Here is a 16,893-nt window from a genome sequence, read left to right as displayed (position 1 = left end):
CGGCTTCGGCGGCCCGGGGCGTGCGGCGGCCAAGACCCTCGACGTCGCCCTGACGGCACCGGTGAGTGTCACGACGGTGGCCATCGCGGTGGCCCTGGCGGTGGCGGGCGGCCTGATCGCGGGCGCGTTCGGCGGCTGGCGGGCGTCCCGGCTGCGGCCGGCGGACGCGCTGCGCCGCGTCGAATAGCCGGCCCAGGACCCGTACCACCACCAACCCCACCCAGGAGCCAACCCCATGTACGAACTCAGAAGCGTCACCAAGCGCTACACCCGGGGCAAGGAGACCATCCACGCCCTCGACGGCGTCGACCTCACCATCGGCGACGGCGACCGTCTCGTCATCCAGGGCCCCACCGGCGGCGGCAAGTCCACGCTGCTGCAGATGCTCGGCGGCCTCGACCGGCCCACCGAGGGCGAAGTCGTCCTGGACGGGACCGACTTGGCCAGGCTCTCCGAGGCGCGGCTGACCAAGGTCCGCAGCGAGAACATCGGCTTCGTCTTCCAGAGCTTCAACCTCATCCCCACGCTCACCGCCCAGGAGAACGTGGAAACCGCTCTCGTCCCTCTCGGCGTCAAGGTGAAGGACCGGCGCGAGCGGGCCGCCGAGGCGCTGAGTTCGGTGGGTCTCGGTGAGCGTCTCGCCCATCTGCCCTCGGAGATGTCCGGCGGCCAGCAGCAGCGCGTCGCCATCGCCCGCGCGCTCGTCAAGCAGCCGAAGGTGCTGCTCGCGGACGAACCCACCGGAAACCTCGACGAGTCGATGCGCGACGAGATCATGGACGTGCTCGAACGCATGTGGAAGGAACTGGGGTTGACCTTCATCATGGTCACCCACGACTCCGCGATCGCGCGGAAGGCCCCGCGGCTGGCGACGATCCGCAAGGGAAAGATCACGGTCAAGGAGAACGCGGGCGCGTAACCCGACGGAACGGTAACGGCTTTCCCGCAGGCGTGTAACAGTCGGCGGACGCTTCTCTCACCCTTCTTCTGTCTCTTGAGGTAGCTGATCACCCCCCGGCATACTGCGTATCCCGGGGGGTCCGTGCGTGTGTGCGGTAGTTCCCCCGGCCGGGTGAACGGGGAATTCGCCCGGTACTTCATCTCCAGGGGGAGACTTGCGCAGACAAGTGAAGAGAGCATGCGCGGCCACCGTGGCGACGGCGGCCGCTGTGGCCCTCGCGGCGGGTATGACCAGCCCGGCGCAGGCCAAGGCCGAGCATCCGAGCGCGGCCTCGAAGTCCTCACTCGCGTCCCAGCACCGCATCACCCTGATCACCGGCGACCGGGTCGTCGTCGACGCCAAGGGCCGCGTCGTCGGCCTGGAGCGGGCCAAGGGGCGCGAACACATACCCGTGCAGTTCCGCAAGGCCGACGGGCACACGCTCGTCGTCCCGGCGGACGCGGCCCGACTGGTCGCGAGCGGCAAGCTCGACCAGCGGCTGTTCGACATCACCGAGCTCAACAAGTCCGCCACCCGCAAGTCCCAGGCCAAGGGCCTGAAGGTCATCGTCGGCTACCAGGGCGCGGCCACGGCCGCCAAGGCCGACGTCCGTGACGCGGGCACCCTGCGCCGGACCCTGAAGGCCCTCAACGCGGACGCCGTCCAGACCCCGGTCAAGGAGACGCCCGAGCTGTGGGACGCCGTCACCAACGGCGACCGTACGGCCTCCGGCATCGCACACGTCTGGCTCGACGGCACCCGCAAGGCCAGCCTCGACAAGTCCGTTCCGCAGATCGGCGCACCCACCGCCTGGGCCAAGGGCTACACCGGCAAGGGCGTCAAGATCGCGGTCCTGGACACCGGTGTCGACGCGGACCACCCGGACCTCAAGACCCAGGTGATCGCCGCCAAGAACTTCTCCACCGCGGCCGACGCGAACGACCACTTCGGCCATGGCACGCACGTCGCGTCCATCGCCGCGGGCACCGGCGCCAAGTCCCACGGCAAGTACAAGGGTGTGGCACCCGGCGCCAAGATCCTCAACGGCAAGGTCCTGGACGACACCGGCTCCGGTGACGACTCGGGCATCCTCGCCGGCATGGAGTGGGCGGCCGAGCAGGGCGCCGACATCGTCAACCTGAGCCTGGGCGGCCAGGACACCCCCGGCATCGACCCGCTCGAGGCCGAGGTCAACAAGCTGTCCGAGGAGAAGGGCATCCTCTTCGCGATCGCCGCGGGCAACGAGGGCCCGGAGTCGATCGGCTCGCCCGGCAGCGCCGCGGACGCCCTCACCGTCGGCGCCGTCGACGACAAGGACAGGCTCGCCGACTTCTCCTCCACCGGTCCAACCGTCGACGGCACCATCAAGCCCGACGTCACCGCCCCCGGCGTGGACATCACGGCCGCCGCGGCCCCGGGCAGCGTCATCGACCAGGAGGTCGGCGAGAACCCGCCCGGCTACCTGACCATCTCGGGTACGTCGATGGCGACCCCGCATGTCGCGGGCGCGGCGGCGATCCTGAAGCAGGAGCACCCCGACTGGAAGTTCTCCGAGCTCAAGGGCGCCCTGACGGGCTCCGCGAAGGGCGGCAAGTACACGCCGTTCCAGCAGGGTTCGGGCCGTATCGCCGTCGACAAGGCCATCCAGCAGACCGTGATCGCCGACCCGGTGTCGGTGAGCTTCGGTGTGCAGCAGTGGCCGCACACCGACGACACACCGGTCACCAAGCAGGTGACGTACCGCAACCTCGGCACCAAGGACGTCACGCTGAACCTGGCGGCCACCGCGACCAACCCCAAGGGCCAGGCCGCTCCGGCCGGCTTCTTCAAGCTGGCCGCGACCAAGGTGACCGTCCCCGCGGGCGGCAAGGCCTCGGTCGACCTGACCGTCAACACCAAGCTCGGCGGCACGCTCGACGGCGCGTACTCCGCGTACGTGACGGCGACGGGCGGCGGCCAGACGGTCCGCACCGCCGCGGCCGTGCAGCGTGAGGTCGAGTCCTACGACGTCACGATCAAGCACATCGACCGGGACGGCAAGCCGACCGGCAAGTACAACACCGCCCTGCTCGGCTACTCGGGCCTGGCCGAGGGCCGTGGCTACCAGGTGACCCTCTCGGACACCGGCACCACGACCATGCGCCTGCCCAAGGGCAACTACCTCCTGGACGCCTGGATCGCCAAGGACCTGGTGAACTTCCAGGGCGGCGTCGACTGGCTGGTCCAGCCGAAGCTGTCCGTCACCAAGAACACCACGGTGACCATCGACGCCCGTACCACCAAGGCGGCCGACATCACCGTGCCGGACGCCCAGGCCAAGCAGCAGCTCGCCATGATCGGGTACACCTACGACCCGGCGGGCATCGGCATCGGTCTCGGCATGCAGTCCTTCGCCGACGTGCGCATGGCTCCGCTGGGCGGCGACGTCACGGGCCTGCACCAGACCTGGAACGGCCAGTGGACCAAGGGCGCGGACACCGAGTACGACGTGGCCACCACCGCGAACGTCAAGAAGATCCAGGGCGACAAGGTCCGCCACTTCAAGGCGAGCGAGCTCGCCACGGTGCGCAACAACCTCGGCTCGGGCGCCGTCGGCAAGACCGGTGCGCTGATGGCGCTGGGCGAGTTCCCGGACGACCTCGTCATCTTCAACGGCATCGAGCAGAAGCTGCCCGGCGCCCGCACGTTGTACCTGTCGACGTCCGACAAGATCCAGTGGTCATGGGACTTCACGCAGTACAAGGGCCACGACCGGGACGGCTTCCCGATCCCGGAGGCGTACTACACGCTGGGTGACGCGCAGTCCTTCAAGGCGGGCCAGAAGTACACGAAGACCTTCAACACGGCGGTCTTCGGCCCCCACCTGAACACGTACTACGGCGTCTTCCGCGACGGCAACAGCATCTACGGCTACATCCCGCTGTTCTCCGACGGCGCGGGCCACGCGGGCTCCTCGGACTTCACCGGGGTCACCACGACCCTCTACCGCAACGGCACCAAGGTCGGCTCCAACGACGACCCGCTGTTCGGCGAGAAGGAGTTCAAGGTCCCCTCCGGTGACGCCGAGTACCGGCTGACGACCTCGGTCAAGCGCAGCGTCCACGTCGCCGCGGCCTCCACCCGCATCGACGCCAGCTGGACGTTCCGCTCCAAGAAGCCGGCCGGCGGCACGGTGGCCACGCTGCCGGCGTCCACGGTCCGCTTCAACGCCACGACCGGCCTCGACAACCGGGTGCCGGCCGGCAGGACGGTCTCCGTCCCGGTCACCGTCGAGGGCGCGGCCAAGGGCGGCAACCTCAAGTCGCTGACGGTGTACGTGTCGTACGACTACGGCCAGACCTGGAAGCAGGTCAAGGTGGTCCACGGCAAGATCACCGTGAAGAACCCGGCGAAGGGACAGGCCATCTCGTTCCACGCCAAGATCACCGACAAGAAGAACAACAAGTCGACGATCTCGATCTACAACGCGTACTACGGCAAGTGAGCCGGCAATGAGGCGAGTGAGCCGTTCGCGAGGCGAGTAAGCCGTTCGCGAGGCGAGTGAGCCGTTCGCGAGGCGAGTGAGCCGTCAGCGAAAGCCCCGCCGGAGGTGGAGCCTCCGGCGGGGCTTCCGTGTTTCCGTGAACCCATGACAACCGAGACCGTCGAATACATCCGGTACCGCATCCCGGAGGACCGCTCGGCCGAGTTCCTGGCCGCCTACACCCGCGCCGCCGGCCGGCTGGCCGAGGCACCGCAGTGCGTCGACTACGAACTGGCGCGCTGCGAGGAGGACTTCGAGCACTACGTCCTGCGCATCACCTGGACCTCCACCCAGGACCACATGGAGGGCTTCCGCGACTCGGAGCTGTTCCCGGAGTTCCTGGCGGAGATCCAGCCGTACGTCGACAACATCGAGGAGATGCGCCACTACAAGCCGACCACGGTCCGGGGCAGGGGCGCGTCGGTGCCGTCGCTGTACGACTGGGCGGGCGGCGCGGAGGCCTTCTCCCGCCTCACGACGGCGTTCTACGACCGGGTCCTCAAGGACGACCTGCTGGCCCCGCTCTTCGCCGACCTCGCCCCCGACCACGCCGAGCACGTCGCCCTGTGGCTCGCCGAGGTCTTCGGCGGCCCGCCCGCCTACTCCCTCACCCAGGGCGGCCACGGCCACATGGTCGCCAAGCACTTCGCCAAGAACATCACCGAGCCGCAGCGCCGCCGCTGGGTCAACCTCATCCAGGACGCGGCGGACGACGTCGGCCTGCCCACCGACGCGGAGTTCCGCTCGGCGTTCCTCGCCTACATCGAGTGGGGGACGAGGCTGGCGCTGTACTTCTCCGGCCCGGACGCCAAACCTCCGGCGGAGCAGCCGGTGCCCAGGTGGGGATGGGGGGTCATGCCGCCGTATCGGGGCTGACCCGCCCCGCGCGGGTCGCGTCCGCGCCCCAACTGGCCAGCAGCCGCAGGGCCTCCGCGGAGGGGGAACCCGGTTCCGCGTGGTACGTCGTCATCGCCTGTCCGTCGTCGTCGGCCAGCCGGAAGGACTGGTAGTGGAGCGTCAGATCGCCCACCAGCGGATGCCGCAGCCGCTTGACGCCGTAACTCTTCTCCCGGACGTCGTGCGTGGCCCACAGCCGCCGGAACTCCTCGCTCTTGACGGAGAGTTCGCCCACCAGCGCGGACAGCCGCGGATCGTCGGGGTAGCAGCCCGCCTCCATGCGCAGGAAGCTGACGATGTCGCTCGCCTTCTGCTCCCACTCCACGAACAGATCGCGGTACTCGGGCGTCAGGAACACCAGCCGCGCCCAGTTCCGCTGCTGGGCCGGCAGCTCCCCCCAGTCGCCGAAGACGGCCGCGGCCATCCGGTTCCAGGCGAGGATGTCCCCGCGCCGCCCCGAGATGTACGCCGGCACCCCGTCCATCGTGTCCAGCAGCTGCCGCAGCGCGCCCCGCACCTGCTCGGTCCGGGCCGCGGGCTTCTTCTTGTGCTGCTTCGGCTTGGCGAGGTGCGTGAGGTGGTTGTGCTCGGCGTCGCTCAGCCGCAGCGCCCGCGCGATCGAGTCCAGCACCTCCGCCGACACGTTCCGCCCGTTGCCCTGCTCGAGCCGGGTGTAGTACGCCACGGAGACCCCGGCGAGCTGCGCCAGCTCCTCGCGCCTGAGCCCCGGCACCCGCCGGTGCCGGCCGAAGTCCGGCAGCCCCACGTCCTCGGGCTTCAGCCGGGCCCGCCGGGTGCGCAGGAATTCACTGAGCTCGGCACGCCGGTCCAGGGCGCCGCCGGCCCCCTGTACGGCCTCGGGCAGTTCGTCCATACGGCAAGTATTCACGGTCGTACGCCCAGCAGCCTGACCCCGCCAGTGGTAGGAACGCCGGACGTACGCAAAGGCGTGGCCTGGGTGGATCCGCCGGGGCGGGGCATGCTGATCACCGTGCCCGGACGGAACGACAGAAGGCAGCCGGGCGCGAACCCCCGCTTAGGAGAATCCCCGGCATGACGACCGTTGCCGCATACGCCGCTCCCGCGGCGAAGGCTCCCCTGGAGCGCACCACCATCGAGCGCCGCGAGGTCGGTGAGTTCGATGTGCTGATCGACATCAAGTTCGCCGGTATCTGCCACTCCGACATCCACCAGGCCCGTGAGGGCTGGGGCGAGGCCATCTTCCCGATGGTCCCCGGTCACGAGATCGCGGGCGTCGTCTCCGCGGTGGGCTCCGGCGTCACCCGGCACCAGGTCGGCGACCGCGTGGGCGTCGGCTGTCTGGTCGACTCCTGCCGCGAGTGCGAGAACTGCCGGGCCGGCCTGGAGCAGTACTGCCTCAAGGGCGGCGTCGGCACGTACAACGCGATCGGCAAGGACGGCGAGCCCACCTACGGCGGCTACTCCGAGAAGATCGTCGTCGACGAGAACTACGTCGTCCGCATCCCCGACGGTCTCTCCCTCGACGTCGCCGCCCCGCTGCTGTGCGCCGGCATCACCACCTACTCGCCCCTGCGCCACTGGAACGCCGGCCCCGGCAAGAAGGTCGCGATCCTCGGCATGGGCGGCCTCGGCCACATGGGCGTCAAGATCGCGCACGCACTGGGCGCCGAGGTCACGGTGCTCTCGCAGTCCCTGCGCAAGAAGGACGACGGGCTGAAGCTGGGCGCCGACCACTACTACGCGACCAGCGACGAGCAGACCTTCAAGGACCTCAAGGGCACCTTCGACCTGATCCTGTCCACGGTCTCGGCCCCGCTGAACCTGGACGCCTTCCTGTCCCTGCTCAAGACGGACGGCGCCTTCGTGAACGTCGGCGCGCCCGAGGAGCCCGTCAAGCTCAACCTGTTCTCGGTGATCGGCGGCCGCAAGACCCTCGCCGGCTCCGGCATCGGCGGCATCCAGGAGACCCAGGAGATGCTGGACTTCTGCGCCGAGCACGGCTTCGGCGCCGAGATCGAGCTGATCCGCGCGGACGAGATCAACGACGCGTACGAGCGGGTGCTCTCCAGCGACGTCCGCTACCGCTTCGTGATCGACACCTCGACGATCTGACCCGTCGGCGGTCACCAGCTTCCCCGCGCCTCGGCACCCGTCGACACCCCGCACATCAGCGGTGGCCGACGGGTGCCAGGGCGCGCAGGGCGCGGGCCGACGCCGAGCCTGGGTCCGCCGTGATCAGGACGACCTCCTGGTCGTCCTCGGGGACGAGCAGGACTCGCAGTTGAGGTGGAGGCGGCCGACGGCCGGGTGGTCGACGGTCTTGGTGCGGTGGCCGGGCGCGTGGACCGGCCGGTCCTCCCACAGCTCCCGGAACTCCGCGCTGCCGGCCCGCAGTCGGGCCAGCTGGGCGGCGAGCCCGGGGTCGTGCGGATACCGGTCCGCGGCCCTGCGCAGCCGCGCCACCACGATGGGCCCGAACTCCTCGGCGCTGGAACTGTCGTACATCCGCCCCTCGCCCAGGAAGCGCCGCCGGGCCAGGTTGGTCGTCCCGCGACCGAGGTCACCGCCGAACACCGCCTGCGCCAAAGGATTCCAGGCGACGAGCCCGTACGCCGCGTCGGTCACGATCGCCGCCGTCTCCGGCAGCCGCTCCAGCATCCGCGCCACATGCGGCCGTACGCTCCGCACCGGACCGGCACCCGGCGGCGCCGCCGACCCGGCCAGGCGGAAGAGATGGTCGCGCTCGGCGGGACTGAGCCGCAGCGCCCCCGCGAGCCCGTCCAGGATCCGCGCCGACGGCCGGGGCCCACGGGCCTGTTCGAGCCGTACGTAGTAGTCGACCGACATATGGGCCAGCTCCGCCAGCTCCTCGCGCCGCAGCCCCGGAGTGCGGCGCGGCACACCGTCCGGCAGCCCCACGTCCCGCGGCCGCAGCCCCGCGCGCCGCTCCCGCAGGAACCGCGCCAACTCCTGCCTCGGCACCCCGCCCACCTCCTTCGGCGAACCCCGGCCCGCCCACTGCCTGGTACAGGTCGTCCCTGGCAGACCGGTACCCGCCGGAGGACCGTGGTCGACATGAACGATCGCACCGCACTCGTCACGGGTGCCAACAAGGGAATCGGCCGCCATATTGCCGCGCGGCTCGCGGCCGAGGGGTTCACCGTGTACGTGGGTGCGCGGGACGCCGGGCGCGGCCGGCGGGCCGTCGAGGAGATCGGCGAGCGGGCCCGTCCGCTGGTCCTCGACGTCACCGACCCCGTCTCCGTCGCCCGGGCCGCCGCACAGGTGGAGCACCTGGACGTCCTGGTCAACAACGCGGGCATCAACCCCTCCCTCGCCCCGCCGACCGAGTCGAGCGCGGAGGAGTTCCGCCGTGCCTACGAGACGAACGTGATCGGCGTCCTGGAGGTGACCCACGCCTTCCTGCCGGCCCTGCGCCGCTCGGCGCACCCGCGCATCGTCAACGTCTCCAGCGGTACGTCCTCACTGACCTGGAGCACCCACCCCAACCCCCAGTTCACCCCGGGCCGTCCGGGCTCCGCCGCCTACCGCGCCTCCAAGTCCGCCCTCAACCTCCTCACCCTGCTCCACGCCCAGGAGCTCGCCGAGGAGGGCTTCAAGGTCAACGCCCTCGCCCCCGGCCTGCGCGCCACCGACCTGGTCCCGGGCGCGAAGGCCGTGGGCGGCGACCCGGCGGAGGGTGCCGAGGGTGCCGTACGCCTGGCACTGCTGCCCGACGACGGGCCGACGGGCCGGCTCTTCTCCTGGGACGGGACGACGGTGCCCTGGTGAGGCCGGCGGGCTGCCCCGTCCGGCTCAGGCCCGCAGCCCCTGCACCCCGTCGTACGCGGACATGACGATCTCCAGCCCCCGGTTGTCGTCACCGGGTTCACGCATCTGGTTGGTGACGTAGGCGACCACCATCCGCGCATCGGGGTCGATCATGACGAGGGAGCCGCCCCAGCCGCCCCATCCATAGGTGCCGCCGAACAGCCCGTACCCCAGGCCCCACCGCATCGGCATGCCCAGGCGCAGGTCGTCGCCGCTGAACTGCTCCCGCACCGCGCGCCCGCACCCCTCGGGCGACAGCACCCGCACCCCGTCCACGGTCCCGGCGCAGGCCAGGACCGACTGCACGAGGGCGACCGAGCGGGCGTTGCCGAAGCCGCTCGCCGCGGGGATCTGCGCCCGCCGCCAGGCCAGGCTGTTGCCGTCCCGGAGCCTGATCGCGGTCGCGGTGGCGGGCACCTCGGGCCCGCCCGCCGCGCTCGCCGCGTAGTCCTCGTCCCGCGACGGCGGCGGAACGGACGGGCCCACGCGGTGATCGTGCTCGGGGCCGAGCCCGAGGTGGAAGTCCGCCCCCAGCGGACCGGCGATCTCGGCGGCGAAGAACTCGCCCACGCTCCGGCCGCTGACCCGCCGGATCACCTCTCCCACCAGGAACCCCTGGGTGAGCGAGTGGTACCCGGCCGCGCTGCCCGGTTCCCACAGCGGAGCCTGCGCGGCGAGACGGGCGGTGGCGGCCTGCCAGTCGTAGAGCTCCTCGACCGGCCCCTCCCAGTCGGGCAGCCCGGCGGTGTGCGACAGCAGATGCCGTACCAGCACGCCCTCCTTGCCGGCCGCGGCGAACTCCGGCCAGTACCGGGCCACCGGCGCGTCCACATCCAGCTCGCCGCGGTCCGCCAGGACCAGTGCGCACAGCGCCGTCATCGTCTTGGTCACCGAGAAGACGCCGACGAGGGTGTCCCGCCCCCAGGGCACGGTGCGTTCCTTGTCGGCGAACCCGCCCCACACGTCCACCACGGGCTCGCCGTCCACGAAGACGGCCACCGAGCCGCCCGTGTCCCCGGCGTCCAGCAGCGCGCCCAGCGCGTTGGGGACCGCGGTGAACAAATCGTCGTAAGAGCCCTCGATGTCGGCCATGGCTGGCATTAGCCCGCATGTGCGGGTGGCGCGGCAACCGAATTTGCGGGGGATGTGATTTCCGGTCCTCAGGCAACCTCGACGGGCTTCTCACCCTTTTCACAGATGGCACACAAGCAATTCCTGCCGTGCCTGCACCACGTGCACGACTCGTCCCGACCAGACGCAGAGAGAGCACTCATGACCAGACACCACCCCACGGCCTTACGGCGTTCGGCGCTCATCGCCTCCGCCGCCCTCACCGTCGGCGCCGCCGCGACCCTCGCGGCGCCCGGCGCCGGCGCGGCGACCCAGGCGGGTACACCGAAGCTCGACCTCATCGCCGCTTCCACCTCGGTGACCCTGGACCGGTACCAGGGAGAGGCCGGCGTCTACCTGAATCTCGGCACCTACGTGACGGTCGACGGGGGACCGCTCGAAATGCGGGTGACGCGAAAGTCCTACAACGACCCGATCGTCGCCTCGCAGGTGATCCACTCCGGCGGCCGGACCGTGACCAAGACCCTGCCGAAGGACCTGGTGAAGGACTTCTCCGGCCTGCCGGACTTCCTCAAGGTCAGCATCAGCGACGCGTCGGGCGCCAAGGTGGCCGACACCACGCAGTCGTTCTGCCCGAACAACCGGGCCGGGCGCATCCGGCCGGACGCCCCGGCCACCTCGAACTACCCCGAGAGCTGCTCCGACAACCCCTTCACGCTCGGCGGGGTGTGGGGTGTCGAGAAGGGCTGGGCCGCGGCCACGTCCCCGGGCTTCCGCGAGGGTGGCGCGGTCGACCTGCCGGCCGGCGTCTACACCGCGAAGGTGTCGGTGGCGAAGAAGTACCGCGACCTGTTCGGGATGCCGGACAAGACCCAGACCATCAAGGTGACGGTCCGTCAGGACTCCGGTGAGGGCCATGGATTGGCGGGCGCCGGGCGCGGGCGCAAGAACGCCTCGAAGAGCCCTCAGCCGGCCGCGCACCGCCCGGTCGGCAGGGCGGCCGTCCCCGCCGACGCGCCCAAGCCGGACCTGCGCGCCCTCCCGGCGTACGGCATCGCGATCACCAACGGGGACGAGGGCGGAATGGGCGCCGCTCCCGGCAAGGACTACCTCGCCTTCAGCGCGACCGTCTGGAACGGCGGCCCCTCCCCGCTGGTCGTGGACGGGTTCCGCAAGCCCGGTGCGGAGAAGATGGACGCCTACCAGTACTTCTACGACGCCAAGGGCAAGCAGGTCGGCTACACGCCCACCGGCACCATGGAGTGGGACCCGAGGGACGGTCACCAGCACTGGCACTTCAGCGACTTCGCCAGCTACCGGCTGCTCGGCGCGGACAAGAGGGAGATCGTCCGCAGCGGCAAGGAGGCCTTCTGCCTGGCCAACACCGACGCCATCGACTACACGGTGAAGAACGCCAACTGGCACCCGTACAACACCGACCTCGCCACCGCCTGCGGCGAGGAGACCGCCGTGTCCGTGCGTGAGGTGCTCGACGTCGGCAACGGCGACACCTACAGCCAGTACCGGCCCGGTCAGTCCTTCGACGTCTCCGACCTGCCGAACGGCACCTACTACATCCAGGTCATCGCCAACCCGGACAACCGGCTCAAGGAGCAGAGCACGGCCAACAACATCACCTACCGCAAGGTCGTCCTCGGCGGCACCCCGGGAGCCCGCACGGTGACGGTCCCGAAGTACGGCCTCATCGACGCTCCCTGACAACCCGACGGGCGGGGGCCAGCGCCTCCGCCCGCCGGGTCTCGGGCGCCTCTGCCACCGGGGCGGCGAGGAGCCTTTGCCTCATCGCCTGCTGGTACGGGGAAAGCCCCGGCTCCCCGACCGCGGTCGCCGGTGGGCGGTGTGTCATCCCAGCAAGTGGGCGAGGGACAGGTCTTCGACCGGATAGGCATGTTCCCGGGGCAGGAGTCGGGCCGCCGAGTCCAGGTCCCCGTCGCGGACGAGGGCCTGGATTTCGTGCGCGAGTGGGGTGACGTCGCGGATGGCGACCGTCCATTCGTCCGCGTAGCGTCGCGCGGCCTCACCGGTGAGGCCCAGTTGCAGCGATCGGTACGGCAAGGGCCGCAGGCGCAGGTCCCGCTCCGGGTCCCACTGCACACGAGCGGGCGCACGCTTCAACTGACGCTGCCAGTCGGCTCGGTCGGGATGCACCCCGCGGACGTAGCTCGACAGGCACGCGTTGCGCAACGCCCAGTCAAAGCCGTCACGGCTGATCTCGACTGCCAGGACGGTCGTCTGCCCCTCCTTGGCGGCCCAGCCGCAGCGGTACATCATCCACAGGAAAGACGGCTTGATCCATGTCATCCTGTCCCGTTTCCACGCCGCGGGAAACCGGCCTTCCTCGACGGCGGGCAGGCCGATTTGCGGAGCGTATGCCTGGTACACCGTGATCGTGGTCGCGGTGTGCAGCGCGCGGATCCTGTGTTGCGGCTCATCCATGGCGGACAGCGTGCCGCCCGGCGATCCCTGCCGGCCATTCATTTCCGGATCCGACGGCGGGCCGTCTCGACCGGGTCACCCAGCTCGGGTGGGAATTCCGAAGCTCCCGCACGGGTCACTGGGGCAGTGTCGCCGGGCTGCCGCCGTTTGCCTCGTAGCCCGCCACCGCCAGTGCCCGGTACACCGCGAACTCCGCCGCCGGGTCGGCGGACAGGGTCCAGGGGAGCGCTCCGATGTGGCCGTCGATGTGTATGAGCTGGTTCATCGCCTCGGACCAGCGCTCGGCGCGGACCAGGAAGAAGACCAGCAGATGGCGTACGTGCGCGAGCATCGGGTCGTCCGGGCGGGCCGAGTGGACGGCGTGCAGCGCCCCGTGGATCGCCTTCGTGACGACCTCGCTCTGGTAGAAGCCGCTGACCAGGTTCACCTCGGGCAGGTGCTCGAAGACCGCGAAGAGCGGCATGGCGGCCAGCAGCGAACCCTGCGGCGCTCTCGCCGCCGCGGACTCGGCGAAGGAGTACGCCAGCTGCCGCGAGCCGTGCCACTTCTCGCACCAGTAGTGCAGCGCGGCCAGATGCGCGCCCATGTGCGCCGGGGCGCGGTCCAGGATCTTCAGCCACAGCTGCTCGAACTCCGGCCGCGGATAGGCGAGTCCGCGCGCCACCGACAGCTCGACGATGTACGGGACCGGGTCGCCGGGGGCGAGCAGCGCCGCGTCGCCGCAGGCCGCCCTCGCCTCCTCCATGATGATCCGGAACTCGTCCGTCCCCCGCGTCGCCGTCCGCCACGCCTGCTGCGCCAGGAACTCCGCGTGCACGGCCGCCCCGCCCGCGTCCTTGGGCTGCTCGGCCCGCCAGACCCGCAGCCACTGCCCGCCGGGCGTCTCGCTGACCCCGCCCGGCCGCTGCTGCAGCTCCAGGGACGCGGCGCCCGCGAAGGCCTGCACGCGCTGCCAGCGCAGCTCGCCCTCCGCCTCGGTGCCGGCGAGCAGCTGGGAGGCGGCTCGGTAGTCCTGTGTGCGCTGGACCAGGTCCAGGACGTCCAGCAGGTCCTGGTCGGGGCCGGGCATGCGGACGTCCAGCTCCTCCTCGCGCACGAAGCCGTAGTTCGCGGGGTCCGCGGCGTCCGGGTGGCCCGGCGGGACCTGCTCGATCATGCCCCGGCGACGCCGCATGACCGGGAGCAGCACGAAGCCGAGCATGACCAGCGCGATCAGGACCCAGAGAATTTCCATGCCTCAAGCGTTCCAGACGCCTCGGACAATTGGCCAACCCGGTCGGCGCACCTGTGGAAAACTCCCGCGGCCCGGTGGCCGGCCGGCCCGGGACCGAGGGAAATCCCGAGCGTGGGACCGCTCCGGCCTCGGCGTCCGTCACTCGCCCCGCGAGCGCACTACCCTCGGTGCCCATGAGCGACAGGCACATCAGTCAGCACTTCGAGACCCTCGCGATCCACGCGGGCAACACCGCCGATCCCCTCACCGGCGCCGTCGTCCCGCCGATCTACCAGGTCTCGACCTACAAGCAGGACGGCGTGGGCGGCCTGCGCGGCGGCTACGAGTACAGCCGTAGCGCCAACCCGACCAGGACCGCCCTGGAGGAGAACCTCGCCGCCCTCGAGGGCGGTCGCCGAGGTCTCGCGTTCGCGTCCGGACTGGCGGCCGAGGACTGCCTGTTGCGTACGCTGCTCAGCCCCGGCGACCACGTGGTCATCCCCAACGACGCGTACGGCGGCACGTTCCGGCTGTTCGCGAAGGTCGTCGCCCGGTGGGGGGTGGAGTGGTCGGTCGCCGACACCAGCGATCCGTCCGCCGTACGGGCCGCCATCACCCCGAAGACCAAGGCCGTGTGGGTGGAGACCCCCTCCAACCCGCTGCTGGGCATCACCGACATCGCCGCCCTCGCCCACGTCGCCCGTGACGCGGGCGCCAAACTGGTCGTGGACAACACCTTCGCCACGCCGTACCTGCAGCAGCCGCTGGCGCTCGGCGCGGATGTCGTCGTGCACTCCCTGACCAAGTACATGGGCGGCCACTCGGACGTCGTCGGCGGTGCCCTGGTCGTCGCCGACGAGACACTCGGCGAGGAGCTGGCGTACCACCAGAACGCGATGGGCGCGGTCGCCGGGCCCTTCGACTCGTGGCTGGTGCTGCGCGGCGCCAAGACGCTGTCCGTGCGGATGGACCGGCACAGCGAGAACGCCGGCAAGGTCGCCGACATGCTGACCCGGCACGCACGCGTGACGCACGTTCTCTACCCGGGTCTGCCCGAGCACCCCGGCCACGAGGTCGCCGCCAAGCAGATGCGGGCCTTCGGCGGCATGGTGTCGTTCCGGGTGGCCGGCGGCGAGGAGGCGGCCGTCGAGGTCTGCAACCGCGCCAAGGTGTTCACGCTCGGCGAGTCCCTGGGCGGCGTCGAGTCCCTGATCGAGCACCCCGGACGCATGACGCACGCGTCCGTGGCCGGCTCGGCCCTCGAGGTGCCCGCCGACCTCGTCCGCCTCTCCGTGGGCATCGAGAACGTGGACGACCTCCTGGAGGACCTGCAGCAGGCCCTCGGCTAGCAGCCCACGCGGCGAGGAGGGCTCACCAGCCCGTGTACGGGGGAGTCGTCTGCGAGGGCGGCTCCACCCACGGGCGGGCCATCATGGCCCACACGAGGAACGCCACGGCCACGGCGCACAGCAGCAGCCACAGCGTCCGGCGGATCATCCTCCTGCGGCGCACCATACGGGCGCCCCGCCGCATGACCTCCGCGTACAGGTCCGGCGGCACGGGCGGCGGAGCCTGCTCCATGATCCGCCGTACGGTGGCTTCCCGCTCGGTCCGGTTCACCCGTGCCACCCCCGTCCGCATACATCTGGTCCGCGCCGCGCGCGTACGACCGCCACGCCGGCGTCACCCGCGCGGGCGCTCCTGATCCCGTCGGCGCGGCGCCTCATGACGGTGCCACCTTCGCCCCCACCACGGCCGGAGCGGGACTCCGCGGAGGTTGCAGCAGCGTGGTCGTCGCGCGGTCGCAGATCGTGCGGACCCGTTCCACCGGCAGCCCCAGGAGGGCCGCCGTCTGTTCCTCGGCGACGCCCTCGTAGAGGCGCAGGACCAGGATCAGGCGCTCCTGCGGCGCGAGCGCGGCCAGGGCGGCGCCGGGGTGGGTCCGGGCGCGGCCGAGACCGCCGTACTGGTGCCAGGCCGCGCGGGCGAAGCGGGTGGCCAGGTACTGGCGGGCGCGGTCGTACGGGTCCTCGCCGCGCAGCCGGTTCCAGGAGATGTACGTGTGGGCGAGGGCCAGCGTCAGCAGGCGCCGCGCGCGCGGGTTGTCGTCCGGGGCCTCCGCCGTGAGCAGCGTGGCGGCATGCAGCAGCCGCCCTGCCGCGCCCGCGACGAACGCCTCGAACTCCCGGGCCCGGCGGACGCCCTGCAACGCCTGCCGTTGTCGCACCGCGCCTCCCGCCCTGACGCGACCCTGCGGAACCGGGGCCCGGCCGCGTACGGCATCCGGAACCGTGTACGACGGGCCCGGTCTCATATGAGGCCAGAGGGGGCCCCACGGTCAAGAGCCGCGCGACAACCGGCCGGGGGGCCGCACACGTGCGTGGGTGCGTCGGGGGGTTCCACGGACCTTGGTGCACCGGGGGGCTCCACGGACCTTGGTGCACCATGGGGCTCCGAGCGTGCGACGGTGCGTCGCTGGGCTCCGGAGGGTGCGTGGCTGTGCCGGTGGCTGCATTCGCTGCGCGCGGGGGCTTGGCGGGCTCCGAGCGCGTCGGCAGTTGCTTCGCACGTGCATGATCGCGTCGTGCTGCTCCGCCCACGCGATGATGGCTGCTTTGGCGGCTGCGTGTGTGCATGGGTGCGTAGGGGGGCCGCGCATCTGTCGGTACGCCGGGGGCCTCTGGGCGTGCGTGGGTGCTTCGGCGGATGGTGGGCGTGCCGTGGGTGCGTCGGCGGCCGCCGCGCGTGCGTCGGCCGGGGATCCACGCGTGTTGGCGTCATACGTCCGCGCGGAGCCTCCGAAGCTTCAACCCGCGCGGCCCCCCGACGTACGCACACACGCGCGTGCAGCCCCCGACGCACGCGCGTGAGGAGCGCGCACGTATCCGCGCGGGCAGCCCCCGACGCACACGCGTGAGGTGCGGGCACGTATCCGCGCGCGTGAATTGCCCCGCCCTGCCCCCGCGCGCGTGAATCGCC

The 16,893-nt window shown here is 71.2% G+C and carries 13 protein-coding genes and 2 pseudogenes; 8 read left to right on the top strand and 7 right to left on the bottom strand.

Annotated elements, in window-relative coordinates:
• The 4 genes and pseudogenes from GRC12_RS29390 to GRC12_RS29375 all read left to right on the top strand — a co-directional run.
• A pseudogene (locus GRC12_RS29390) lies at positions 1-187 on the top strand (ABC transporter permease); the annotation flags it as partial.
• Positions 188-235: 48 nt separating this feature from the next.
• Positions 236-919 carry an ABC transporter ATP-binding protein gene (locus GRC12_RS29385; protein WP_208782462.1) on the top strand — a complete coding sequence of 228 codons (684 nt, stop codon included), beginning with the start codon at positions 236-238 and terminating at the stop codon, positions 917-919.
• Positions 920-1,127: 208 nt separating this feature from the next.
• A complete protein-coding gene (locus GRC12_RS29380) occupies positions 1,128-4,424 on the top strand; it encodes a S8 family peptidase (protein ID WP_308286665.1) in 3,297 nt (1,098 codons plus the stop codon).
• Between the two features lie 144 nt (positions 4,425-4,568).
• Positions 4,569-5,339, top strand: a complete 771-nt coding sequence (locus GRC12_RS29375) for a group II truncated hemoglobin (RefSeq protein WP_208782460.1) — start codon at positions 4,569-4,571, stop codon at positions 5,337-5,339.
• Here the strand turns inward: GRC12_RS29375 and GRC12_RS29370 are convergent.
• Positions 5,317-6,234, bottom strand: coding sequence for a helix-turn-helix domain-containing protein (locus GRC12_RS29370; protein ID WP_208782458.1), 918 nt, complete (start codon positions 6,232-6,234; stop codon positions 5,317-5,319). The two genes, GRC12_RS29375 and GRC12_RS29370, sit on opposite strands and share 23 nt — an antisense overlap.
• 179 nt (positions 6,235-6,413) lie before the next feature.
• On the opposite strand from GRC12_RS29370, the gene GRC12_RS29365 reads away from it, so the two are divergent.
• On the top strand, positions 6,414-7,454 hold the full coding sequence (locus GRC12_RS29365) for an NAD(P)-dependent alcohol dehydrogenase (protein WP_208782456.1): 1,041 nt from the start codon (positions 6,414-6,416) through the stop codon (positions 7,452-7,454).
• 55 nt (positions 7,455-7,509) lie between these two features.
• Here the strand turns inward: GRC12_RS29365 and GRC12_RS29360 are convergent.
• Positions 7,510-8,324: pseudogene (locus GRC12_RS29360) on the bottom strand (helix-turn-helix transcriptional regulator).
• A gap of 93 nt (positions 8,325-8,417) precedes the next feature.
• On the opposite strand from GRC12_RS29360, the gene GRC12_RS29355 reads away from it, so the two are divergent.
• On the top strand, positions 8,418-9,134 hold the full coding sequence (locus GRC12_RS29355; protein WP_208782454.1) for an SDR family oxidoreductase: 717 nt from the start codon (positions 8,418-8,420) through the stop codon (positions 9,132-9,134).
• A gap of 24 nt (positions 9,135-9,158) precedes the next feature.
• Here GRC12_RS29355 and GRC12_RS29350 read toward each other — a convergent pair whose 3' ends face one another.
• Entirely contained in the window at positions 9,159-10,265 is a 1,107-nt protein-coding gene (locus GRC12_RS29350; RefSeq protein WP_208782452.1) for a serine hydrolase domain-containing protein, read from the bottom strand.
• A gap of 180 nt (positions 10,266-10,445) precedes the next feature.
• Between GRC12_RS29350 and GRC12_RS29345 the strand changes: the two genes are divergently transcribed.
• Positions 10,446-11,963, top strand: a complete 1,518-nt coding sequence (locus GRC12_RS29345) for a lysyl oxidase family protein (RefSeq protein WP_208782449.1) — start codon at positions 10,446-10,448, stop codon at positions 11,961-11,963.
• A 144-nt stretch (positions 11,964-12,107) separates the two neighbouring features.
• On the opposite strand, the gene GRC12_RS29340 is transcribed toward GRC12_RS29345, so the two are convergent.
• Complete coding sequence (locus tag GRC12_RS29340) at positions 12,108-12,701, bottom strand: DUF4291 domain-containing protein (protein WP_208782447.1); 594 nt, start codon at positions 12,699-12,701, stop codon at positions 12,108-12,110.
• 115 nt (positions 12,702-12,816) lie between these two features.
• Positions 12,817-13,935 carry a hypothetical protein gene (locus GRC12_RS29335; protein ID WP_208782444.1) on the bottom strand — a complete coding sequence of 373 codons (1,119 nt, stop codon included), beginning with the start codon at positions 13,933-13,935 and terminating at the stop codon, positions 12,817-12,819.
• 173 nt (positions 13,936-14,108) lie between these two features.
• On the opposite strand from GRC12_RS29335, the gene GRC12_RS29330 reads away from it, so the two are divergent.
• On the top strand, positions 14,109-15,263 hold the full coding sequence (locus tag GRC12_RS29330) for a cystathionine gamma-synthase (RefSeq protein WP_208782442.1): 1,155 nt from the start codon (positions 14,109-14,111) through the stop codon (positions 15,261-15,263).
• Between the two features lie 22 nt (positions 15,264-15,285).
• Here the strand turns inward: GRC12_RS29330 and GRC12_RS29325 are convergent, their stop codons facing one another.
• Together GRC12_RS29325 and GRC12_RS29320 are read right to left on the bottom strand one after the other, a co-directional pair.
• Positions 15,286-15,534, bottom strand: coding sequence for a hypothetical protein (locus GRC12_RS29325; protein WP_208782439.1), 249 nt, complete (start codon positions 15,532-15,534; stop codon positions 15,286-15,288).
• Between the two features lie 103 nt (positions 15,535-15,637).
• Complete coding sequence (locus GRC12_RS29320; protein ID WP_208782437.1) at positions 15,638-16,141, bottom strand: sigma factor-like helix-turn-helix DNA-binding protein; 504 nt, start codon at positions 16,139-16,141, stop codon at positions 15,638-15,640.
• Positions 16,142-16,893: the final 752 nt, after the last annotated feature.

Origin of the sequence: Streptomyces griseorubiginosus (genome assembly GCF_017614965.1) — a bacterium.
GTDB classification, from domain to species: domain Bacteria; phylum Actinomycetota; class Actinomycetes; order Streptomycetales; family Streptomycetaceae; genus Streptomyces; species Streptomyces griseorubiginosus_B.
Note: the sequence above shows the minus strand (reverse complement) of the source record. Positions and strands in the feature narration are given on the sequence as shown.